The 22374-nt window shown below is 42.4% G+C and carries 23 protein-coding genes and 1 riboswitch; of the genes, 13 read left to right on the forward strand and 10 right to left on the reverse strand.

The features are described 5' to 3' along the window. Positions 1-27 precede the first annotated feature (27 nt). From H7992_RS01850 to H7992_RS01880, 7 genes are read left to right on the forward strand one after another with little or no spacing between them, the layout of a single operon-like run. Positions 28-1206: an HpcH/HpaI aldolase/citrate lyase family protein gene (locus H7992_RS01850; RefSeq protein WP_187046499.1), complete on the forward strand. Its 1179-nt coding sequence runs from the start codon at positions 28-30 to the stop codon at positions 1204-1206. After that, positions 1169-2545, forward strand: coding sequence for a phosphoribosyltransferase family protein (locus H7992_RS01855; protein ID WP_187046500.1), 1377 nt, complete (start codon positions 1169-1171; stop codon positions 2543-2545). The genes H7992_RS01850 and H7992_RS01855 overlap by 38 nt, the downstream gene beginning before the upstream one ends. A 16-nt stretch (positions 2546-2561) precedes the next feature. Continuing rightward, entirely contained in the window at positions 2562-3674 is a 1113-nt protein-coding gene (locus H7992_RS01860; protein ID WP_370569946.1) for a cysteine protease StiP family protein, read from the forward strand. After that, positions 3671-4474, forward strand: a complete 804-nt coding sequence (locus H7992_RS01865; RefSeq protein WP_187046501.1) for a hypothetical protein — start codon at positions 3671-3673, stop codon at positions 4472-4474. The genes H7992_RS01860 and H7992_RS01865 overlap by 4 nt, the downstream gene beginning before the upstream one ends. A gap of 60 nt (positions 4475-4534) precedes the next feature. After that, positions 4535-6163, forward strand: coding sequence for a YceG family protein (locus H7992_RS01870; RefSeq protein WP_067205004.1), 1629 nt, complete (start codon positions 4535-4537; stop codon positions 6161-6163). A 5-nt stretch (positions 6164-6168) separates the two neighbouring features. Continuing rightward, positions 6169-7239 carry a toxic anion resistance protein gene (locus H7992_RS01875; protein WP_067205006.1) on the forward strand — a complete coding sequence of 357 codons (1071 nt, stop codon included), beginning with the start codon at positions 6169-6171 and terminating at the stop codon, positions 7237-7239. 14 nt (positions 7240-7253) lie between these two features. Further along, positions 7254-7868 (forward strand): TerD family protein, encoded by a 615-nt coding sequence (locus H7992_RS01880; RefSeq protein WP_187046502.1) that lies wholly within the window; start codon positions 7254-7256, stop codon positions 7866-7868. A 193-nt stretch (positions 7869-8061) separates the two neighbouring features. Here the strand turns inward: H7992_RS01880 and H7992_RS01885 are convergent, their stop codons facing one another. The 7 genes from H7992_RS01885 to H7992_RS01915 all read right to left on the reverse strand — a co-directional run bounded on the left by H7992_RS01885 (position 8062) and on the right by H7992_RS01915 (position 14350). Continuing rightward, entirely contained in the window at positions 8062-8919 is an 858-nt protein-coding gene (locus H7992_RS01885) for a YitT family protein (protein WP_067205014.1), read from the reverse strand. A gap of 465 nt (positions 8920-9384) precedes the next feature. Continuing rightward, positions 9385-10401: a ThiF family adenylyltransferase gene (locus tag H7992_RS01890; RefSeq protein ID WP_067205017.1), complete on the reverse strand. Its 1017-nt coding sequence runs from the start codon at positions 10399-10401 to the stop codon at positions 9385-9387. Then, positions 10398-11171, reverse strand: coding sequence for a thiazole synthase (locus H7992_RS01895; RefSeq protein ID WP_187047759.1), 774 nt, complete (start codon positions 11169-11171; stop codon positions 10398-10400). Before H7992_RS01895 ends, H7992_RS01890 begins: the two co-directional genes overlap by 4 nt. Then, on the reverse strand, positions 11168-11374 hold the full coding sequence (gene thiS / locus H7992_RS01900) for a sulfur carrier protein ThiS (protein ID WP_187046503.1): 207 nt from the start codon (positions 11372-11374) through the stop codon (positions 11168-11170). The genes H7992_RS01895 and thiS overlap by 4 nt, the downstream gene beginning before the upstream one ends. Then, on the reverse strand, positions 11337-12437 hold the full coding sequence (thiO, locus tag H7992_RS01905) for a glycine oxidase ThiO (protein ID WP_187046504.1): 1101 nt from the start codon (positions 12435-12437) through the stop codon (positions 11337-11339). Before thiO ends, thiS begins: the two co-directional genes overlap by 38 nt. Further along, a complete protein-coding gene (locus H7992_RS01910) occupies positions 12421-13026 on the reverse strand; it encodes a thiamine phosphate synthase (RefSeq protein ID WP_187046505.1) in 606 nt (201 codons plus the stop codon). The genes thiO and H7992_RS01910 overlap by 17 nt, the downstream gene beginning before the upstream one ends. A gap of 422 nt (positions 13027-13448) precedes the next feature. Further along, positions 13449-13557: riboswitch (TPP riboswitch) on the reverse strand. A 73-nt stretch (positions 13558-13630) separates the two neighbouring features. Beyond that, complete coding sequence (locus tag H7992_RS01915) at positions 13631-14350, reverse strand: YebC/PmpR family DNA-binding transcriptional regulator (protein WP_067205029.1); 720 nt, start codon at positions 14348-14350, stop codon at positions 13631-13633. A gap of 715 nt (positions 14351-15065) precedes the next feature. Here H7992_RS01915 and H7992_RS01920 point away from each other — a divergent pair. From H7992_RS01920 to H7992_RS01940, 5 genes are all read left to right on the forward strand, one after another. Then, positions 15066-15749, forward strand: coding sequence for a phosphoribosylaminoimidazolesuccinocarboxamide synthase (locus H7992_RS01920; RefSeq protein ID WP_067205032.1), 684 nt, complete (start codon positions 15066-15068; stop codon positions 15747-15749). 148 nt (positions 15750-15897) lie between these two features. Then, positions 15898-16380: an RrF2 family transcriptional regulator gene (locus tag H7992_RS01925; RefSeq protein WP_187046506.1), complete on the forward strand. Its 483-nt coding sequence runs from the start codon at positions 15898-15900 to the stop codon at positions 16378-16380. 32 nt (positions 16381-16412) lie between these two features. Next, the gene (locus H7992_RS01930) at positions 16413-17366 is read left to right on the forward strand and encodes an LLM class oxidoreductase (RefSeq protein ID WP_187046507.1); all 954 of its coding nucleotides are present in this window, start codon (positions 16413-16415) and stop codon (positions 17364-17366) included. Between the two features lie 40 nt (positions 17367-17406). Then, on the forward strand, positions 17407-17622 hold the full coding sequence (locus H7992_RS01935; RefSeq protein WP_067205039.1) for a DUF896 domain-containing protein: 216 nt from the start codon (positions 17407-17409) through the stop codon (positions 17620-17622). A 4-nt stretch (positions 17623-17626) separates the two neighbouring features. Next, positions 17627-18619 carry an LLM class flavin-dependent oxidoreductase gene (locus tag H7992_RS01940; protein WP_067205042.1) on the forward strand — a complete coding sequence of 331 codons (993 nt, stop codon included), beginning with the start codon at positions 17627-17629 and terminating at the stop codon, positions 18617-18619. 66 nt (positions 18620-18685) lie between these two features. Here the strand turns inward: H7992_RS01940 and H7992_RS01945 are convergent, their stop codons facing one another. Further along, on the reverse strand, positions 18686-19006 hold the full coding sequence (locus H7992_RS01945; protein WP_187046508.1) for a hypothetical protein: 321 nt from the start codon (positions 19004-19006) through the stop codon (positions 18686-18688). Between the two features lie 314 nt (positions 19007-19320). On the opposite strand from H7992_RS01945, the gene H7992_RS01950 reads away from it, so the two are divergent. Continuing rightward, positions 19321-19845, forward strand: a complete 525-nt coding sequence (locus H7992_RS01950; RefSeq protein ID WP_187047760.1) for a superoxide dismutase family protein — start codon at positions 19321-19323, stop codon at positions 19843-19845. Between the two features lie 84 nt (positions 19846-19929). Here H7992_RS01950 and H7992_RS01955 read toward each other — a convergent pair whose 3' ends face one another. Both H7992_RS01955 and H7992_RS01960 read right to left on the reverse strand, forming a co-directional pair. Beyond that, complete coding sequence (locus tag H7992_RS01955) at positions 19930-21069, reverse strand: zinc-dependent alcohol dehydrogenase (RefSeq protein WP_187046509.1); 1140 nt, start codon at positions 21067-21069, stop codon at positions 19930-19932. Positions 21070-21142: 73 nt separating this feature from the next. Continuing rightward, a complete protein-coding gene (locus H7992_RS01960; protein WP_187046510.1) occupies positions 21143-22270 on the reverse strand; it encodes a CAP domain-containing protein in 1128 nt (375 codons plus the stop codon). Between the last annotated feature and the right edge of the window lie 104 nt (positions 22271-22374).

The following is a 22374-nucleotide window of genomic DNA, read 5'->3' on the forward strand; positions in this document are numbered from 1 at the left end:
GAATAATAAATAAGGTTGGTGCTCAGATTGAGGTATTTTAATGACTTAGCTGCTATTGGCTTAGAAGATTTATTTTATCGGAAACCGGAGACGGTTACGAAGCATACCGATAAACAACGGCTATCATACAGTCTGGGGGCTTTATTGTATATGCCAGCAACCCGTGAGGATATAGCCCATCTCATTATTACCAACAAATTTAAGGAGCTTGTCACAGTAGCGATCTGTCTTGAAGATGCAATAGGTGATCATGAAGTTGAACGGGCGGAAAATAAACTGATTACGCATATGCAACAAATTAGTGCTGCAGTTCAGGATGGTCGACTTACGGAAGAAACGACTCCACTTATTTTTGTTCGGGTAAGAAGTGCACAACAGATGCTGGACATAGGGGAGCGGCTCGGTGATTCGTTGAAGAACCTCGTAGGCTTTGTGTTTCCTAAGTTTGCATCGGATAATGCGGAGGACTACTTATCGGGTCTGCGACAGTTGAATGAGCAAGCGAATACAGTTTTATATGGTATGCCAATTCTTGAATCGCCGAATGTTCTTTACAAGGAGCGTCGCTTGGCAGAGTTGCTTAGTTTAAAGGAGATAGTTGATCGGTATGCTGACTTCATTCTGAATATCCGGATTGGTGCTACGGATTTATGTGGACTTTACGGGTTGAGGAGGGATAGTGAGACGACTGTCTATGAGATTTCCATTGTCAATGAGCTAATTACGGATGTTGTCAATATATTTGCCAGGCAACATGACGGTTTCGTGGTATCGGGCCCAGTGTGGGAACATTTCTCATCAAACGGTCGTATCTTAAAACCACAACTGCGTGAGACGCCATTTCAAGAAAGTTCAGGTTCAGTGGGTCTTCTTCTCAGAAAAGAATTGATACGGAAAGATTTTGACGGGCTAATTCAGGAAACGTTGCTAGATAGAGCGAACGGCTTAGTTGGGAAAACAATCATTCATCCGTCTCACCTTTTGCCTGTGCAGGCATTGCATGTCGTCACGAAGGAAGAATATGTGGACGCACTTAGTATCTTCCAGCAGGCCACAGGTGAAAAAGGTGTGTTCAAAAGTGAATTTATGAACAAAATGAATGAGATTAAGCCCCATTTATACTGGGCACAAAAAGTGTTAATTAAGTCTGATATATACGGGGTGTACAATGAAAACATTACATTCATCGATTTATTATCCGAGTAGGTACACGCATGAAGTTTGCGAAACTATGCAAGTACATGTACAAATTGACCAAAATCCATATGAGCTTTCAGTTGAAAGTTTATATGAGATGGCCGCAAGAATTAACAAAAAACGTTCTTTTTTATTCGTCAGTAAAGTACTCGGGAAACATATTTCTATTCCGCCTCAACTGCCCTTGATTGCATCAGCATTGCTGGCGTCTGCTTATTATGAAGGTAAGACAAGCAAACAAATGCCTGGAAAAGAACAGCTCATCGAAGCAGTTAAGGACGGTTCCACTAAAAACTTGCAAACAGCATATTCAATTGTACAGGAACTACACTGTCAACTTGATGAGCCGGTTGTGTTCATCGGTTTTGCGGAAACGGCAACGGCCCTCGGTCATGGCGTTTTTGACTGTTTTTCGGATGCTACCTACATTCATTCGACTAGAGAAATGCTTGCTGATGAAGAGGTGACGCTCTACTTTGAAGAAGAGCATTCCCACGCTACAGATCAGCGTTGCTATGCACCGGAACAGTATTTGAATAATGACCACTCGATTTGTCTGGTAGATGATGAAATTACGACAGGCAAGACAGCATTGAATATCATCGCTTCTATTCAAAAGCGTTTTCCACGTAAGGAATACACAATACTATCCCTGTTGGACTGGCGAAGTGTAGAAGATCAGCAACGATTGAAGGCATTTGAGAAATTGCATGATGTACGCATCACGACGTATGCTTTATTGACGGGAACAATCCAATTAGAAGGCACACCTGGTTTAGCTGAAGATGCCAGTGTCATTGACGAATTGGTTGTTAAAGTTCCCGATTTTGAGAGAATCAGTCTGAAGTCATTGCCTATCCCTCTTCCTCACTATCCTTATTCTTCAATTGATTCTTTTGGATTTAAAAATGATTCAAATTATTTGTCTCTGACTGGTAGATTCGGTATCTCGTCGGACAACAAAGAGGATGTTGAAGCATACTGTCAGAGTGCAGGAGAATATTTGAGAAAGTATCGGACAGGAAAACGGACATTATGTTTAGGTACTGGGGAATTCATGCATATCCCCATGAAAACGGCTGTTTACATGGGCGAAGGTGTATCTTATCATTCAACAACGAGAAGCCCGATATTCCCAATTGACCGAGAAGGTTATCCGATAAAAAGTCGAATGGCTTTTGAAAGTCCTGAAGATCCAGCAACTATGAATTATGCATATAATGTATCCGACATGGAATACGATGAAGTCTTTTTATTTTTTGAACGTCCTATAGATGACAACAGGCTTGAACCGATATTACGCCAGTTCAAAGGATTACCTGCAATCTATATTGTAGACTTCACTTGAAAGGTGTGAGTAGAAAATGCAACAAATGACTAAAACAGTGACTGGAAGTTATTCATCTGAAGATGTCGTTTTTCTATTGAAAGATCTGTCAGATGCGAGCCTTGAAAGAAGCCTGAATGAACGGGAAGAGGCTATTCAAGGCGGCGCCCATTATTCGGAAATGCTTCCCATTGAATATGAGCCAACCGAAGCCTATTTAACTCTTTTTTACGAGTCACTCAATACTTCAAAGCGAAAAGTAGCAACAGCGGTCGGCGCAGTTTCGGAACTCCTCATTGAGAAAAAAGGGAAGGAACTTGTTCTTGTTTCCCTTGCGAGGGCTGGGACGCCGATAGGTATCTTGATGAAACGTTATATTAATGCGGTATATGAGTTGAATTTACCGCATTATAGCATATCCATCATTCGAGGACGTGGCATCGATGAAAATGCGATGCTGTATATTACGAGTCAACATCCTGATAAGCGCGTCGTTTTTGTCGACGGTTGGACTGGTAAAGGTGCGATATCTATGGAGCTGACAAAGTCTGTGGAGTCGTTTAAAGAAAAATATGGTATCCTACTGGACGACGAACTCGTTGTATTGGCGGATCCGGGTCACTGCTCTTCCTTATATGGGACGCGGGAGGACTTTCTAATCCCAAGCGCCTGTTTGAATTCAACAGTATCAGGCCTAGTTAGCCGAACGGTTCTGAACAGCCGCTGGATAGGAGCGACGGATTTCCACGGAGCGAAATTCTATTCGGAACTTCAGGATAAAGATGTATCGAATCATCATATTGATGTCATTACGGCAGAATTTGAAGCGGCAGCAATGTTAATCGAAGCGGCGAAAGAAGCTTTAAAGAAAACAGATATGAGCCCGACATGGCAGGGAATGAAAACAATTGCATCAATTCAGGAGCACTACGGCATTGAAAATGTGAATCTCATCAAACCTGGTGTTGGAGAGACGACACGTGTTCTTTTACGACGTCTACCATGGAAGATATTAGTTAAGGATTTAAACGATGTGCGGCTTAAACATATTTTCCAACTTGCAAAGGAAAGAGCTGTACCTGTGGAGGTTTATGAACAGATGACTTATACTTGTTGTGGACTTATTAAACCGTTGGAGAAAAAAGTATGATGTTCGCAAGCGATTTAGATGGAACACTTATTTATTCGAAACGGCGCTTTGGCGAGGAAACCTTGAATGTATCTGTTCGTAATATTGAAGTATATAATGGAAGAGACATTTCATTCATGACAGAAAAAGCGATTGCGCTATTACGCGAACTGTCCGATGAGATGATGTTTGTTCCTGTAACGACAAGAACAATTGAACAGTATAATCGAGTCTCACTATTTCATGAAGAAATACGTCCTACATACGCGATTACTTGTAATGGCGGCGTTGTGCTGAAAGATGGACATATAGATACGCACTGGCAGGATTATATCCGTACTAAAATAGATGGAAGTACCGCTTCAGTGGATGATGTGAAGCGGAAAATAGAAGAGACTGCGGATGCGTCTTGGTTGAAATCCATTCGTGTGGTAGAGCGATTTTTTGTGTACTTGATTATTGAACCACCGCTATCAGCTGAGCGGATCAATTATTATTCACAGTGGGCGGCAGCGCATGACTGGGCATTTTCAGTTCAAGGCAGAAAAGTTTACTTCATTCCATCATTCATCAATAAATGGGATGCGGTGGACTATGTTGCAAAAAAAGAAGGAAAGCAAACGGTTTATACGGCAGGGGATTCCAATTTGGATGTCTGCTTGATTGAACAGGCGGAGTTTGGTCTGATACCACGGCACGGGGAAGCGGCAGCTAAATTTGGTCATCTAGGACTGACACAAAAAACAGGGATTTTGGCATCGGAGGAAATCATTGAAGCTATTCTTTCGAAGCGTCTCCAATTAACTCCTGGAATCCGTTGACGATATCGGACTACGCCCCTTCCATTGACGCAAAAAAATAGGTGATTGGGGGGAGTGAAGATGATAAGGAAACTGATACTTAAGAAGGTTGAATACTCGAATTGGGCAACCGAACTCAGCAAGCCAATTGCTACCCGCCCTGATTATCAATTGGGAGAAGAACGTATACAATACAGTCAGATTGCTACACGTATTGTCGGATCAGGTTTTGATGAAACAGAATATATGATTGAATTATACACAGCGAGCCAGGCCCCTGGTGTGTATGTATTATCTGAAACACTTGATAAGAACATGCCACCAGAACGATTTCAAGCCATCCAGCGAATTTATGATCTTATTCAGGAAAAACCGAATCTATCGATTAACCGCTTTGTAGCTTTTTTGGAGGGGGCACAGTTGCTTCCAAAATACGGCGAAGACCCTGATTTCAATAGATTAATCCGGTCAACACTCATTGAGGTATTTGAACTATTCAAGAAAAATCATGCGGGTGCATTTCATCATCCGGAATTCCGACGAGTTTTTCTTGATATCATCAAATGGACGTGGAATCATATTGATCCATGGGTCAAGGGAACACCGATCGATAAGGATATCCCACACATTATCTGGTACGGCGATATGAACAAAAGTCAGATGTATTTTCTGTTCTATACAATCTTATTGGGAATGGATGTTGTCATTCTTCATCCGGAAGGAAAAGACGATTTTAAAGAGCTTGATCCTGACAACAACTGGTCCTTCTTGACGGAATATCCGACCACCATGAAAATCCAACCTTTTCCGCAAGAAGAACCGAAACGACAAGGGACAGTCGCATACCGTGCTTCGAAAGAAATCGATCACGTACTTCACCATGAAGGTTCTGCTTATTATAAGCCATGGCAATTCCGCAACCATCTCCCCGTGGCAGTTACATTAAAAACGACATATGACGAGATTTTTCTATTGGCGAAAGAAAAGGCATTTATACGACCAAATTTCTCTGCCAATGGGGATGAAGTGAAGATACCCGCATTGTTCGCGAAAGTTTCCGGCGTTTCAACCAGCCGAAAAGAATATTGGGATAAAATGCATCGGCTCACTAGCCAACCGAATTGTGTAGTAGTGAAAAAATTCCCATTCATACAAGAAACGAAAGCGAATAACCAATATCATTACCAGCATGCACTTGGCAAAGATGGTCGTTTGGTCCCGGAAAAAATGATGCAAAGCAACTGGTGGCAGTACGGTCAACTACATGACGGTGCTCAACTAGGACTCGCGGCGGCCATTTCAAGGATTTGCGCCCATTCGAAAATGAAGGCACAACCGGGGGAAACACCGGAACAAGTCTCTCTCTATTTGTTCACACAGGCAACTTCCATACCGGAAGAATTGATCAATCTTTTGCAAACGTTTGATTATGCGCAAGAGGTTCCAAAAGTGATTTTATATAACAATGAAGTTAATGGTATTTTGTCTAGGGCAGATGCAGCATTACTGTTACTGTTGAATGAAATTGGACTTGATATTATCTTATATAATCCACCCGGTCACAATGATCTGGAGCACTTTATTGGGAAAGAATATTTTGATCATCATATGCTGGAAGACATGGTGTTCGATCTATCCTTTCAGGAGAATAAAAAGGATGCATCAATTGTAAGCGGTTTTTTAAATCGACTTTTTAACGGAAGGGATTGAATGGCATGGAAGAAACAAAGAATTATGAAGTGGAAGTATTGACGGAAAACAAAGCGGAAGCACTACGCTTACAGTTACGACAGGATCCAGAGGTTCAAAATTTAGTCCGGTCAATCGATACTAGAAACCAGACCGGATTATTAGAATTTGGGAAAGAACCGGCCGTTGAAATTTCCACTTTTGCTGATCGCATATTGGCTTCCATGCGTTCATCGAGTGTAACTGATTCAGGCGAGATGTTGAAACAACTTGGGAAAACGATGGATAAATTCGATAAAAATGACTTTGACGAGCCAAAAGGTTTTTTGGGCAAGTTTTTCAAGCGTGGAGATAAATTAATTGAAAAAGTGTTCGGCAAATACCAAACGCTCGGCAAGGAAATCGAAGGCATACACATCGAAATTTCAAAGTATAAAGACGAAATGATTCGTTCAACGACCAATATGGACGAAATGTATGACCAAAACTATAACTATTACATGGCACTTGAAAAGTATGTTGTAGCTGGGCAGATTAAAGCTGAAGAGCTGCGGGCGCTCGTTCCAGGTCTTGAACAAAGATCAGCAGGCGGCGATCAATTAGCGCAGATGGAATTAGATACTATGAATAATGCGATACAGTCGCTTGAAGAGCGGGTCTATGACCTTGAAATGGCAAGAATGGTCGCGTTGCAGACAGCACCCCAGCTCCGGGTCTTACAACGCGGTAATACGAAACTTATTGGGAAAATCAATTCTGCATTCATTACAACGATTCCAATATTTAAAAACGGTATCATCCAAGCGGTTGCTGCGAAACGTCAAAAACTTGTGGCAGATTCTATGGATGAACTTGATAAAAGAACAAATGAAATGTTACTAAAAAACTCGCAGAATATCGCTAGACAAAGTGTGGAAATTGCCCGTACTGCAGGAGGTCCGAGTATTAAAATTGAAACGATTGAAGAAAGTTGGAGCACAATCGTGAAAGGGCTCGAGGAAACGAGAGCTATTGAAGATGAAAACAAACGTACAAGGGAAGATGGCATGAAACGGATTGCACAGCTACAGGACAGTATGAAAAATTTCGGTAAGTGACTGGAGGAACCGATATGATCGAACTGAAGAAAAAAGGGCAGTCCATAAATTTAACGAAAAAAGGAAATGATGTAGGTGAGATTCTAGTTAACTTGAACTGGAATCAAAACTCCAAAGCGGCTAAAAGTGGCGGATTCCTATCCTCGCTGTTTGGTGGCGGACAGAAAAACTTTGATTTAGATCTTGGTTGCCTTTATGAATTGAATTCAGGAGAAAAGGGCTGTGTTCAGGCACTAGGTAATGCTTTTGGTTCGTTGAAAGATGGTCCATATATTCAGCTTGACCATGACGATCGTACGGGGGCTTCGACAGGCGGAGAAAATCTACGTATCAACGGTTCCCGTATTAAAGATATTAAACGCGTGCTTGTGTATGCATTCATTTATGAGGGCGCTGCAAATTGGTCAGAAGCGGGCGGGATCGTCAAGTTGACATACGGCGGTGGAGAAGATATTGCCGTCAAGCTTGATGAGCATCGTAACGGGCAAATTATGTGCGCAATTGCAATGATTGAAAATGTACAAAACGAGACGTTTAGCGTCAAAAGACTTGTCGACTATTTTCCAGGGCATGCCAAGATGGACCAGGCTTATGGATGGGGAATGAGTTGGCAAGCTGGTTCGAAGTAAAATCGGTATCTACTAAAAATGACCAGACATCAATTGATGTCTGGTCATTTTTAGTACTGTATATGTTGAACAAATGAACACCTATGTTAACTGAGTGAAGGCGCCTTACAAGGGGGGGCAGGCATCCCCGAGCGCCGTAGCGGTGTTGAAGGGAATCTTTATTTCAACTTATATGGAATTCAGTGTTATAGGTTTATTTAACTTGATCGCCTTCACGTCTAAAGAATCCGTAAACACCAGCAGTTTGAACAATATTCGTAAACGCATTTGGATCTATTTCATTAATTATTTTTTCCAAATCATATAATTCATAACGAGTGATCACAAGATAAAGCATATGCTTATCCTCTTTTGAATACGCACCTTTTGCGGGAAGAATCGTTATGCCACGTACCATTTTCTGATGAATCGCATGCTGTAATTCGTCTGCCTTTTGTGTAACAATCATTGCGGTCACTTTTTCGTGACGTGTATGGAGTGCGTCAATCACAACTGTAGTTACATACAATGCTAACATCGTATATAATGCGTTTTCCGGTTCATACAGAAAACCTGCCAAGACGATTATGATACCGTTCAGCAGTAAAAAATAGGTTCCAATAGGCTTATCTTGTAAGCGTGATAGGACCATAGCGATAATATCCATTCCGCCTGTAGATGCCCCAAGTTTCATCGAAATCCCAACTCCTACACCTGCAATTACACCGCCAAACACGGCATTTAGAATAATATCGTTTGATAGAGATAGGACAGGTAAGAGTTCTAAGAAAATTGTAACAAAGATAACGGAAACGATGCTATAGATGGTAAATCCTTTACCTACTTTGTACCATCCTAATATAAAGACGGGAATATTGAATAGTAACAATAATATTCCTGTACTAATCTCAACGCCGATGAAATCATTTAATACACTAGATGTCAGTTGCGCAGCACCCGCAAATCCGCTGGCATAGACATTTGCATTGATTAAAAAGAAGTTAAGCGAGATTGCAAGTAACAAGGAACCGAAGATAACGACAATAATGCGTTTTGCTTCTAAGAAAAACATGACAACCTCCTGTTGTTTTCAATAAAGATGAAATAACTTGTTAGAACTTCCATTGTAACGAACCATATATAGAAATGGTACCCTTAAACGTTTGATGAAATTCCTGTTGGAGGGAATTTATGTTGTGTTTGATGAGAGTGGGGAGGGGAAGTACTGCTAGCATTATTAAAAAGCTGTCCTTAAAGCATGTATATGGCGGGAATTGTATTTTATAAGTTGACGTAAAGAATACCATTGAATTCGCTGTGGCGCTCGGGGATGCCCCCCACGATAAGCCAGTAGAAAAACCACTAGCCGATCTCGTGGCTCCAGCTATTCCTGTTAAGGCGCATTCGCTTAGTTTATGTAGGTATTCAGTTGTTCACCATTTTTAGTTTTCGCAATTAGGGGGGACCATTTGGTTTACCTATACGAGGGGGAACTGAAAAAAGAGCATAAAAGCTATGCTCTTTTTTCATTCAACAATTATCCTAGCAACCCGGCAGCAATTTTCTTCGCAGTTACAATATCTTTCGTTCCATGTACAAGCATGCGACCGTCACGGAACAGCACGATGCGGTGACCGTTGTATTCACAGGCGACTAGATGCGGGTTGTGAATTAATTTTGAGACGCTTCCGCGAATTGATTCGGCAAAAGGGAGGAGTTCAAACTTTCTACTTTTAGGCCAAGATAATTGAACGGTGTCACGTCCACAAAGCACCGCTGTTTTCATAGACTCACGAGCAGAAAGGAACGGATATACTGCATTTTCGGAACAACTTGGGCAACCGGCTTTCTTCATGCTTGCAACTCCAATTGAAGCGCGGTCGCCTGTCCATAAATCAGCAGATTCGAGTTTCGGTCCAAAAGGTGTTCCCGTTATATATTTCAACACGTCAGTAACTTGCCGAGCCGCTGTAGTAACCACAACCGGGCTGATGACGCCGACTGTATCACATGTTAATGTCTGTGATGGCAATGTTTCTAGCAAGCAATGTAGACACGGCTGGTTGTCTTGAATGCCAATCGGAAACGTTAGGCCATAACTTCCGACACATGCCCCCATGAAAAAGGGGATGCCGAGTTTCAGCGCTGCATCGTTCGCTAGCAGCCGTGTTTCAATATTGTCTGTTGCATCCAATACTAAATCATGGTCGGTCATTAGATCGAGGACGTTTTGTGGCGTTACATCGACTACAATACCTGTTATAGCTACATCGCTATTAATCGCCGTCAATCGTTTCTCCGCCGCAACTGCTTTTGGCAATTGCTCAATGACGTCTTGTTCCGTATACAATTGCTGGCGATGCAGATTGGTCGACTCGATAATATCCCGGTCCACAATCGTTACACGTCCAACGCCTGCACGGACGAGCATTTCAGCACCGGATGAGCCAAGCGCGCCGGCACCTAATATGAAAATACTAGTTTTACGAATCCTTTTTTGGCCGACATCGCCAATTGGAGCGAATAATGCCTGACGTGAATATTTTTCAATCAATTCGTTACAAGTCCTTCCAGTGGGCTACTTGCAACCGCATAATCGCGCATCGGCATCCGGCCTGCTTCATAGCCGAGTCGTCCCGCTTCAATCGCGAGCTTCATGGCAAGGGCCATTTTAATCGGATCTCCAGCTTCTGATACCGCTGTGTTCAATAAAACTGCGTCAGCGCCAAGCTCCATTGCATAAGCTGCATCTTTCGGCGAGCCAATTCCTGCATCGATAATAACGGGTACATTGGATTGTTCAATGATGAACGACAAGTTAAGTGGATTCAAAATACCGCGCCCTGATCCGATAGGGGATGCGCCTGGCATGATTGCATGAACGCCCATTTCGCATAACCTACGTGCGAGCACAACATCATCTGACGTATAAGGCAGGACGATGAATCCTTCATCTAACAGCATTTCAGTTGCCCGAAGTGTTTCTACTGGATCCGGGAGTAATGATCGGTCACAACCGATGATTTCAACTTTAATCATGTCACAAAGTCCTGATGCTTTCGCCAGTTTCGCGATGCGTACCGCTTCTTCCGCTGTTTTTGCGCCCGCTGTATTTGGTAATAGTGTATATTTCGAAAGATCGAGTTGTTCCAAGAAATTTGGTTGTGATGGCTCGAAGATATTCATACGTCTTACTGCGAACGTAAGAATTTCTGACTCCGATACACGCACTGCCTCTTTTTGCACATCAAATGACGGGTATTTTCCTGTACCTAGTAATAGTCTTGAATTGAATGTTTTATTGCCGATTGTTAGCATAATTATCCTCCTCCTACAAAGTGAATGATTTCTATTTGGTCGCGGTCGTTGATCGGTTTGTCATATGCGTCTTTCGCAAGAATATCTCGGTTCATTTCCACGATGACGATGCGTTCCGCAAGTTCCAGATGCCCAAGCAGTTCCTGCACATTTTCAACTTCTGCGGGCATGTCATACCGATTGCCGTTCAGTTCGATTGTTCGCTTCATGAAAAATCCCCCTTTTCGGATCAAATGCCTTAATCCGTTCTGTATTCACTTCATTTTCGATGATCAAATCACGAATCAAGCAGGCGGTTGCGGGCGCCAATAAAATCCCATTTCTGAAATGACCAGCTGCAATATACATATTTTCATTCCCTGGAATCCGACCGATATACGGTAAGTCGTCAACGGTTTTTGGACGTAGACCTGCCCATCTGTTCATAACAGGAAGGCGGGAAAGACCAGGTATAAAACGTTCCGCAATAGCACTTAATGCCAAATTACCGGCATCAGTTATCTGCAAGTCTGTATGTCCGTATTCCATCGTGGCCCCGATGACGAGCGTTCCACCCGAGCGTGGAATTACGTAACAGCCTTTATGGAAAAGTGTATAAGGTAATTGCATGCCTACCGCATTGAGTTGCATACATTGGCCTTTCACTGCGGTCATTTGCAGCCCTGACACAAGCTTGGCACTCGCTGCACCGCTTGCAATGACTAGATGTTTTGCGTTGATAACGGACGACGCAATGCGTATCTGATAGCCGCCATTTAACAGTGTGATTTCATCGACTGTGGCCTGTTCTGAAACAGTAGCGCCCAAACTTTTAGCCGCTGCGCAATATGCCAGACAAGCCTTTTCAGGATGAACATGAACGTCTTCTTCAAAAAGATACGCACCAAAAGCAGGAGGGGCGACATGTGGAATTCGTTCGCGAACTTGTTCAGCTGAAAGATGAACTGCGTTTTTCCAACGGGAGAGGGCAATTCGTTCTTCTTCGGAACAAGCAAACTGAACAATACCGCCAGCTGTATAACCGAAGTCCGCCCCTGCATCACGTTGGAATTCTGAATACAGTACCTGACTTTCTTGCGCGAATGAATAAAAGGTATCATTCAAATATTCAGAGTGAGCACCGAGCATTCCGCCAGCTGCACGGGTAGTCCCTTGAGCGATTTTATCGCGTTCAACAAGGTGAACTGACAAACCCTCTTTTGCTAAATAATAAGCTGTACTGCAACCAATAATCCCTCCCCCAATAACGACAACATCAACTGGTTGTGACATGGTTCGCATCCTTATAGGCTGTTGCTGCAACTTCAGGATTGTCACTGCCAAAAATGGACGACATCAATGCAATTCCTGCAACTCCGCCTTGATTTAATTGCGGAAGGTGATGCGGCTGAATTCCACCAATTGCGTAGATAGGAATTGCTAGCGATTCAACGATTTGAAAAAGCTCATCGGTTCCACGGGGGAAGAGGCCAACTTTTGAACTTGTCTCGAATAAATGACCATAAAGAATCCAGTCAGCACCTTCTTTATAAGCAGTTTCAGCTTCACCATAAGAGTGGACAGATCTGCCGAAGGAGATAGCCGGGAATTTTTTTTTGAGTAGCGTTAGCGGTTCGCCGTATCCGGGAAGTTGAACTTTGTTAATCCCGGTAATTGAAGCGACATTCGTTCGCCCATGGACAATTAGTTTAGTTGAATTAAAGCCAGATTCGATTAATTGTCGAATCAACGCTATTATTTCTGAATCCATTTTCGATTTCTCACGTAAGATGGCTGCGTCGATAAAAGGTTCGATTGCTAGCAGGGTATCAAGCAATTGGCTACGTTCCATTTTGTCATCTGTTACGGCAATTATCTTCATCGAACTCCTCCTTATCGAAAAGAAATAGTATATGTTTTCACCTGGGAATAGGGTCTAGTTTCAGGCGCCAACCCCTCGGGTCATAAGTCGTTTTACTGCGAGGGCTGAAGGACGCCCTCTTCGTAAACCGTCTTATGCCTGTCGGGGGCCTACAGGATGTAGGTCATGCAGCTGTTGCCACAGGAAGTGGCGCACTTAAGCTGCGTTCATTTGTAGCGGCGCCTTCCGCTTTTCTTGTTGTCTAGACTCCAGGCGCCAGCCCCTCGAGTCGCTTCAGTCTTGCCGAAAAGGCAAAGAGCGCCTTTATCGTCAAGCCTTCCAGCGCTTTTCGGGGCTAAACGGCGCCTTCCGCTTTTCTTCATAAAAAAAGACCACTTTCCAGGTATGGAAAGTGGTCTGTCGATGGCATTAGAATGCACTGATAGGAAGACACGCCACTTCCCTACGCAGGTACAAACCTGTTCAGGTGATAAGGGTAGCGGAGTGGAACTCGTTTCTCAGTCCTTTAAAAGGATTCCCCTAATGGTCGAATATGTTATGAAGTTGTCAATCTATTAGTAGCATAGCACGTCAATGGAATGAATGAAAGGATGAACAGTTGCGCTTAGTCGTCTAAGTGGACGTTATGATGCACTTGTTGAACATCTTCCAAATCATCCAGTACGTCAATCATTTTCTCGAATTGTGCTTGAGCTTCTGGTGACAGAGTCAAGTCGTTTTGTGCAAGCATTGTTATTTCAGCGACGTTAAACTCTGTAATACCGGCACTTTTTAAAGCTGCCTGAACAGCATGGAACTGGTCTGGCTCAGCATAGATGATGACCGATTCCTCTTCATCTAGAATATCACGCACTTCGACGTCCGCATCCATTAGAAGTTCGAGAACGTCGTCGGCGGACATACCTTCAATTCCGATAACTGCAGTCGCATCAAACATATAGGAAACGGATCCGCTGACACCCATATTACCGCCATTTTTACCGAATGCGGCGCGTACTTCTGATGCAGTACGATTTACGTTATTTGTCAGTGTATCGACAATAACCATCGAGCCATTTGGTCCGAATCCTTCATAGCGAAGCTCGTCAAAGTTTTCTTCTGAACCACCTTTTGCTTTTTCAATTGCCCGGTCAATAATCGCTTTTGGTACACTATATGTTTTTGCGCGTTCTACGACAAATTTTAGCGCTTGATTCAATTCAGGATCAGGCTCGCCTTGCTTCGCTACTACATAAATTTCACGTCCGAATTTTGCATAAATGCGACTCGTGTCCGCATCTCTTGACGCTTTTTTCTCTTTGATATTGTTCCATTTACGGCCCATGAATTTCCACTCACTTTCGATTAAGCATAGATTTACTACAATAAGTATACAACAATTATATGCAAGTAGACGAGTGGGAATTATTAAAAATGGGCTGTTAGGTTGTATAAGAGAGAAATTTTTTACCTGTATATGTTGAATTAAAGAATCCCACTAAATTTACTGTGGCGCTCAATAAGGAGAGAGTATTAATTCGGGGGGGGGGATTGTAGAACGCTTGGCGCTTTGGGGATGCCTTTGCCGCGCCTGCGCTAGGATGTTCATTATCGAGAGAAATGTGATTTTGAGATGTATACGCCGAGATAATAATGTGCTTATTTTTTGCTACTAATTCTATTCAAGAAAGACACACTCCGGGTTGCAGTTTTCATCGCAGATAATGAAAAGCTCTTTCTCACATAGACTATCTAGCGCAGGCGCGTCTTCGCGGGAGGCATCCACAAAGCGCCGAAGCGGTATTAGGGGGAATCCTAATTCATTTCAAGTACAAGGTTTTTTTCAGTAGCCTCCCAAAAGCCCTTGTAAAGCGCATACGCCGTATTCATTTGTTCAACATATATACTGTCTTTCAATTATGAGAATTTGTCTACTATCGTACAGTTTTGGCGTGATGGAAAGAACATTATCCGATATTTAAGAAAAACTCTTTTTCTTATGACGATTCTCAATTATACTAAAGGTGAACGTTCATCCTACTATAGAAGGGAACAGACGCATGGAACTCATATATAAAGGGAAGACGAAAGATGTATACAAATTGGACGGCAACAATGTACTACTGAAATTTAAAGATGATGTAACCGGAGAAGACGGGGTTTTCGATCCTGGCGCGAACACAGTTGGCTTATCGATTGAAGGCGCGGGGCAATCCGGACTTCGGATGACGAAATATTTCTTTGAAAAAATGGCGGATAAAGATATTCCTACTCATTATGTAGATGCTAATATTGATGAAGTAACGATGACAGTACGATCAGCGAAGGTATTCGGCAAAGGCCTTGAAGTGATTTGCAGATACCGCGCTGTTGGAAGCTTCTTGCGTAGATACGGTGCGTACTGTGAAGAAGGACAACCTTTGGATGCCTTCGTAGAAGTCACGCTCAAAGACGATGACCGTAACGACCCGCCGATAAACAAGGATGGACTAGCACAACTTGGTCTATTGACAACTGATGAATACGTTACGCTCGAAGCATTAACGAAAGAGATTTCAGGCGTAGTTAGAGCTGAACTTGCAGCAAAAGGTCTTGACTTGTATGATATTAAACTCGAGTTTGGACGCGACGCTGAATCAGGTAAAATCATGCTGATTGACGAAATTTCCGGTGGGAATATGCGCGTCTATAAAGACGGTACATATATTGCACCAATGGATCTTGAAAAATTGATACTTGCATAAATGACAAACCGCTGTTAATTCCACGAAACTGGAGTTGGCAGCGGTTTTTATTACAATCAAATAAATGTACTTTACGAGTACTGTAAGATAAAATTCGATAAAGAGGATAATGAATATCTACATTAGATTAATAAAAGAGGCGAATTTTATGCAAATGAAAACAGGCGTTGAGCAGTCTGTTTATGCGATTCTCATGCTAAACATGCTGCCGGATAGAGCAGTACTACCAGGAGATGCAATCAGCCAGCAACTGGGAACCTCACCAACATATTTTCAAAAGTTGTTGAGAAAACTGGTCAGTGCAGACTTGATTACTTCTGTGTCAGGTGTAAAAGGCGGGTTCAAATTAAAGAAAAAGCCCGAAGAGATTCGGATATACGATATTTATCTCGCAATAGAGGGTCAGCAATCCCTTTATTCCGCGAGTGGGATTCTCGACGACATGCTTGATTTGGAAAAAGAAGATACAGGTTGTTTGTTAACGGACTTAATGGGAGAAGCTGAATCGGTTTGGAAATCCGTACTGAAGCGTGAAACAATCGCATCCCTATCAGATGGAATTCAGACAGAGCGCTATCAAGAGAAAGTGGAATTTCTACAAGAATTGATTCGCGAAAAAATGGTTCTGTGATTGAAAAGTGTGGCAGCTAGGAGGATGACATTATGGGGAAATTCCAATCACATAATGGTTTTGCACGAACGTTTAAGGAAAACAAATTAACGCTTGGGTTTATGTTTCCTTTGGAGCCGGATGCAGGAAGTCTCCCCAAGATGGATTTGAAAGAGCAAATGAAGCTTGTGAAAAAAGTAGAAGATCTAGGATTTGCTTCTTTGTTTGTTAGAGATTCTCCGTTATTCGATCCTAAATTTGGAGATGCAGGTGTTATATATGATCCTTTTATTTTTCTCGCCTATGTAACAGCACATACGAATAAACTCGCGCTTGGTACTGCAAGTGTTGTCACAACATTACGTCACCCCCTGCACTTAGCCAAATCAGCTGCATCTTTGGATGAAATGTCTAATCAACGTTTCTTGTTTGGCGCTGCAACTGGTGACCGCCCAATCGAATTTCCCGCATTTAAAGTGGAGCGTAATGATAGGGCAGAATTGTTTCGGGAGTCGTTAACGGTCATGAAAAAAGTGTGGGAAGAATCATACCCACAGGTTCATACAGAAAGGGTTGGCATGACAGAAGGGGATATTATTCCCAAGCCTGTCTTAGCCGATATCCCCGTTTTAGCAACAGGCTATTCTGGTCAAACGACTGAATGGCTGGCAGAACATATGGATGGCTGGATGTTTTATGCGCAAGAAGCGAATCGCCAGCGTGAAATGATCAAACTTTGGCGACAGGCAACGGGTGAGTTTAAACCATTTATACAACCATTGGTTATCGACTTATCAGAGAATCCGTTGGCCGCACCGAACCCAGTACCTATAAAAGTAGGCTTTAGGTCAGGTCATAAGTTTCTAATCGATTACTTGTATGCTTTACAAAATATTGGTGTTAATCATGTCATATTGGGTTTGAAAACGGGTAACCGCCCCGTGGAAGATGTAATTCAGGAAATAGGGGAATATGTACTTCCTCACTTTCCATCAATTGAGAAGTGAAGCCATTGAAAAGTAAATGATAGGGGAAGAGGGAGAAAAAATGATTAAAGACTTAGACCGCATTAATGAGCTAGCAAAAAAACAACGTGAAGAAGGTTTGACAAATGCCGAAATGGTTGAACAAACAGTATTGCAGCAAGACTACTTACGAGAAATTCGTGGGCAAGTTCTGAACACTGTTTCAGGTATAACTGTGATTGACCCACTTGGGGAAGATGTCACACCTGAGAAGCTTCGCCAAGAGAAGGGACGTTAAACATATGAGATTAAGTATACTAGATCAAGCACCTGTTACTAGTGGAAATACTGCCCCAGGTGCTTTGAAAAAAGCAGAAGAACTGGCTATCTTGGCAGATGAATTAGGCTATCATCGGATGTGGATGGCTGAACATCATGGAACAAAATCATTTGCAAGTTCAGCACCCGAAGTAACAGCAGCTCACTTGGCTGCCAAAACGAAAAACATTCGTATTGGTACAGGCGGTGTAATGATGATGCATTATTCGCCATTGAAACTAGCTGAAGTGTTTAAAACATTGAGTGCATTTTCTCCTGGTCGAATTGACTTTGGTGTCGGTCGCGCGCCGGGCGGGGATAACCAAGCCATTTATGCATTATCAGAAGGCCGCAAACCGATGGTCAATGATATGTATGAGAAATTTGAGACGGCACTCCAATTGATTAACGATGAAGTGCCGGAAGACAATTTGTACAACAAAACAATCGCAACCCCTTCTACTATCGTTTTACCGGAAGCATGGTTGCTTGGTTCGAGCGGCAACAGCGCAATCCAGGCAGGTCGGATGGGTGTAGGCTATTCGTTTGCGCAGTTCTTCAACGGCGGTATGACTAAAGAGATTTTAGATGCATATAAAAAGAATTTCCAACCCTCGGCGTTCTTGGAAAAACCGGAAATCAATGTGTCCTATATGGTAACGGTAGCTGAAACAAAAGAAGAGGCTGAATTCGAAGCTGTACCTCAGGACATTGCCCGTTTAATGCTAATGAAAGGTCACCTCGGGCAATCCTTAACACCTGAAGAGGCCCAAGATTATCCGTTGACGGAAATGGATCGTATGACCATTAAAGAAAATCGTAAACTGCATTTAGTGGGAACAGCTAAAGAGATTGCGACGCTGTTACAAACAGAGCAGGAGCATTACGGATTTGATGAAGCCATGATTTGCAGCATTCCTCATTCGCAAAAGAAACGCTTGGATGTTTATCGTTTATTAGCGAAGGAACTGTTTTAAAGTTAATTAAATAAAAGAGATAAACCGCCGCCAATTCGACGTAAACTGGAATTGGTAGCGGTTTTTTTACTTGTTTGTATCATTTGCCGATTTCTCAAGTGTATAAAATATAGTGAAGATACCTAGTGAAATAACGATTAGTTCACGAACGATGGTTCCACCCAAATTTAATTCATCGGCTAGGATTCCACCAAGAATTCCAGTATAGCCAGCAACACCTATCGACATAACTGAGATGATGTAAAGTAAATACTGAGCTATTCCAAGCTTTTTACTTCTCCAAATAAAGACAATACTTGATAGCAATCCGATGATTAACAATTCATCAATTTTATTCAAATAACTTTGCAAATCAGCTGAAGACATTGTAATTGTCAAGAAAGACATGCGATTTCCACCCTTTCTGTCAAAGGTAAGACGAAGTGATATGGAATTAGTTTCCTGGTGTGTTAACCCGATCTGTGTTTAAGCAATCGCAGAAGAAACTATAAGATATAGATAATTGAACATATGAATACGTGTAAAAAGGGAGTGAAGGCACTCCCTAAGCGCTGAAGCGTAATTGAAGGGAATCATTATTTCAACTTAGATAGGAAAATAATTCTACTTTCCATACATATTAAAATGAATTAAAGCCATCCTCCTTAGTAAAGAGATAGTGAGGAGGAATTATATTGAAACAAAAAATTGTACTATCCATTATGTTGTCTGCGCTATTGATTGCTGGTGGGTGTGGAAAGAATGGAGTGAAATTACCAGTCACTGGAGAAAGCGTCCAGTCGGTGATGTCGCCGATTTTGAACACGAAAGGGGATAAAATTGGTGAAGCCAGCTTTGTTGAAGGAATCGACGGTGTGACAATCAATATCCAGGCTGAAGGATTGTCGCCAGGCAAACATGGCGTTCATATTCACGAAATGGCTGTGTGTACACCACCTGATTTTAAATCTGCAGGAGACCATTTCAATCCGGGACATAAAGAACACGGGTTTGATAATCCAAAAGGGTTTCATTTAGGTGATCTACCGAACCTCGAAGTCGATGCAGATGGTAAGGTCACTGCTGAAGTGACGACTGCATTAGTTACGCTAAAGCCAGACGTTAAGAACTCACTTCTTGATGCTGACGGCAGTTCGCTTGTTATTCATGAAAAAGTAGATGACTACAAAACGGATCCATCGGGTAACTCAGGTGATCGAATTGCCTGTGCGGTTATTAAAAAGTAGTAAGGGATAGTCATAAAAAGTATACTTTAGACCACAAAAAACCGGCGGATACATCACTAAGATGTGCATCCACCGGTTTTTCATTCAAGGCTTCAATATGACTTTAATACACTCATCTTCATGATCGTGAAAACGCTGATAAGCGGTGGCAGCTTCTTCAAGTGGGACCACGTGGGAAATGATTTCTGTCGGGTCGAATTCGCCTTTCGTGATTTTATCGAAAAGCATCGGCATGTAATGAATGACAGGCGCTTGTCCCATTTTTAGCGTAATATTGCGTTCGAAAAGATTGCCGAGAGGGAACATATTGTAAAGGGAACCATAAACGCCTGTTAGCTGGATGGTCCCAAACTTTCGAACGGATTTATAAGCGATATCAATAGCGCTTAATGTTCCGCCTTGCAGCTTCAATTTCTGTCCAGCTTTCTCAAGCATGTTCTTTTTACCGTCCATTCCGACACAATCAATGACTATGTCGACCCCGCCGCTGGTCATCTCTTTAATGTGGCTGCCTATATCGTCGAATTTTTCGAAGTTCAGTGCTTCCACTTTATTCATTTTAACAGCATGGTTTAGGCGGTATGGAACGTGATCGATTGCCAACACACGTTTAGCGCCTTTCATCCAAGCAAACTTCTGAACCATAAGACCGACTGGCCCGCATCCGAGGACAGCGACCGTATCACCTTTTTTAACACCCGCATTTTCTACGCTCCAATAAGCTGTCGGCAGGACGTCCGACATGAAAAGAAGGGCTTCATCAGGGAGCTCACATGTTTCAGGGATGACAAACGGTGTAAAGTTGCCATAAGGAACACGTAAATACTCGGCTTGTCCGCCTGGGTAATTGCCGTAGCGTTCGGTGAATCCAAGATAACCGCCCGTGTCCACATGGGGATTCGGATTCGAATTGTCGCATTGACTTTCCATTTCGTGGTCACAATAAAAACAATGCCCGCATGCCAAATTGAACGGGATTACGACGCGATCCCCTTTTTTTACTTTCGTCACATTGGGCCCGACTTCTTCGACAATACCCATCGGTTCATGTCCGATGACATAGTCCTTATGCGTCGGTATAGCGCCCAAATAGATGTGCAAATCTGATCCGCAAATGGCAGTAGAAGTTACCTTGACGACAATGTCATCATGCTTTTCAATTTTTGGGTCATCCACTTTTTTTACTTTAATATCTTTTGCACCTTGGAATGTAACAGCTTTCATTGATAAATCCCCTCCATTATGCTTAATAGTCTATCCAATTCCTTGAATATGACCCATTAATCCTAAATGGAGCTTATTTTAGCAAAAAGTTCTCTGTATAATAAGGCTGCAATTTATCATTGAACGAAACGCCCGTACCCAGGTGGCTGTAAGTATCTAGCAAAATATTTTCACGATGTCCCTCGGAATTCATAAGGCCTTCATGCGCGAAAATACTGCTTGATTGGCCATATGCAAGATTTTCACCTGCACCCCGGAAACTGACGCCGTCATCTTTCATTCGATCGAATGGGGATTTCCCTTGCTTGTTTTCGTGGCTAAAATAATCATTGTCTGCCATATCCGCACTGTGTTTGCGCGCTGTAACTGCTACGTTTGACTCCCATTTTAGGATGGAAAGTCCGTGACGGACGCGCGCTGCATTTGTTAAGTCGAAAAGTTGTTGTTCGAACCCGTTTCGTAAGTTTGCATCACCGCCGGCATAGATGCCGGTTTTTTTCTTTTCCAATGAATCGTTAATTAGCTGAATGGCTGTAACTTTGTCATTTTGATGTAAATCATAAAAAACATAAGTGTAGGTATCGCCTGATTTGAAGACGTCAAAACCTTCACTTTCCTGGAGCATATAAATGTTCAAACCTTTTCGGATTTCTTTAATCGGTTCGCCGAATGTTTCGCGCACCGTTGATTTTAAAGAACCATATTTGATGCCAGCAGTTGATGAAATGAGGTCGTCATTTGTATAAATAGCGTTCACTATCTGTTTATCATCGAACGAAACCATGACGAAGTTTTGATAGCCATCATGATAAGTGAACCATTCGGTACCGTATTCGTTCATGGATTGATTTTTTGGTTCCCCAAGTTCAGCTGACACTTTTTCTTGTGGACTACCAAGTTCGATATTATGGATTGAGACCTGTGTTTTCACGGGCTTATCCAACACTGGTTTTTCTGCAACAGGGATAGTTTCTTCGGGTTCAGCTGTCTTTGAAGTTAGGTAAGATAGCGCTTTATCTATGGTGTTGCTAATGGAACGGATTGTTGTGTCGAGGGATTCCTTTGTCAAAAGAGTATCGATTTTTTCATCGACAGGTTCAAGAAAAGAGATGTCGACATATTGTGAGACTGGTTCTTCCCAGTACGGTTTTGTGAAATAAAGTGCAGCAATGAAAAGGATGAAAAAGAATAATCGTTTCATGGAATCGCCTCCTACCTGCTATTGTAACCCCATGGGACTAGTTGAATACAGTATGAAGGTATTTATGGTGACGGTAATAAACTGGGTTCGCTCCATTTCCAGTA

Origin of the sequence: Sporosarcina sp. resist (assembly GCF_014302295.1) — a bacterium.
Classification (GTDB): Bacteria; Bacillota; Bacilli; order Bacillales_A; family Planococcaceae; genus Sporosarcina; species Sporosarcina psychrophila.

Coding starts and splice junctions, on each gene's coding strand:
- H7992_RS01960 (WP_187046510.1), bottom strand. CDS start 22,270: ATGAAACGATTATTCTTTTTCATCCTTTTCATTGCTGCACTTTATTTC.
- H7992_RS01880 (WP_187046502.1), top strand. CDS start 7,254: ATGATCGAACTGAAGAAAAAAGGGCAGTCCATAAATTTAACGAAAAAA.
- thiS (WP_187046503.1), bottom strand. CDS start 11,374: ATGAAGCGAACAATCGAACTGAACGGCAATCGGTATGACATGCCCGCA.
- H7992_RS01945 (WP_187046508.1), bottom strand. CDS start 19,006: ATGTCTTTCTTGACAATTACAATGTCTTCAGCTGATTTGCAAAGTTAT.
- H7992_RS01930 (WP_187046507.1), top strand. CDS start 16,413: ATGGGGAAATTCCAATCACATAATGGTTTTGCACGAACGTTTAAGGAA.
- H7992_RS01940 (WP_067205042.1), top strand. CDS start 17,627: ATGAGATTAAGTATACTAGATCAAGCACCTGTTACTAGTGGAAATACT.
- H7992_RS01955 (WP_187046509.1), bottom strand. CDS start 21,069: ATGAAAGCTGTTACATTCCAAGGTGCAAAAGATATTAAAGTAAAAAAA.
- H7992_RS01875 (WP_067205006.1), top strand. CDS start 6,169: ATGGAAGAAACAAAGAATTATGAAGTGGAAGTATTGACGGAAAACAAA.
- H7992_RS01915 (WP_067205029.1), bottom strand. CDS start 14,350: ATGGGCCGTAAATGGAACAATATCAAAGAGAAAAAAGCGTCAAGAGAT.
- H7992_RS01885 (WP_067205014.1), bottom strand. CDS start 8,919: ATGTTTTTCTTAGAAGCAAAACGCATTATTGTCGTTATCTTCGGTTCC.
- thiO (WP_187046504.1), bottom strand. CDS start 12,437: ATGTCACAACCAGTTGATGTTGTCGTTATTGGGGGAGGGATTATTGGT.
- H7992_RS01860 (WP_370569946.1), top strand. CDS start 2,562: ATGCAACAAATGACTAAAACAGTGACTGGAAGTTATTCATCTGAAGAT.
- H7992_RS01865 (WP_187046501.1), top strand. CDS start 3,671: ATGATGTTCGCAAGCGATTTAGATGGAACACTTATTTATTCGAAACGG.
- H7992_RS01855 (WP_187046500.1), top strand. CDS start 1,169: ATGAAAACATTACATTCATCGATTTATTATCCGAGTAGGTACACGCAT.
- H7992_RS01935 (WP_067205039.1), top strand. CDS start 17,407: ATGATTAAAGACTTAGACCGCATTAATGAGCTAGCAAAAAAACAACGT.
- H7992_RS01910 (WP_187046505.1), bottom strand. CDS start 13,026: ATGAAGATAATTGCCGTAACAGATGACAAAATGGAACGTAGCCAATTG.
- H7992_RS01870 (WP_067205004.1), top strand. CDS start 4,535: ATGATAAGGAAACTGATACTTAAGAAGGTTGAATACTCGAATTGGGCA.
- H7992_RS01925 (WP_187046506.1), top strand. CDS start 15,898: ATGCAAATGAAAACAGGCGTTGAGCAGTCTGTTTATGCGATTCTCATG.
- H7992_RS01920 (WP_067205032.1), top strand. CDS start 15,066: ATGGAACTCATATATAAAGGGAAGACGAAAGATGTATACAAATTGGAC.
- H7992_RS01950 (WP_187047760.1), top strand. CDS start 19,321: ATGTTGTCTGCGCTATTGATTGCTGGTGGGTGTGGAAAGAATGGAGTG.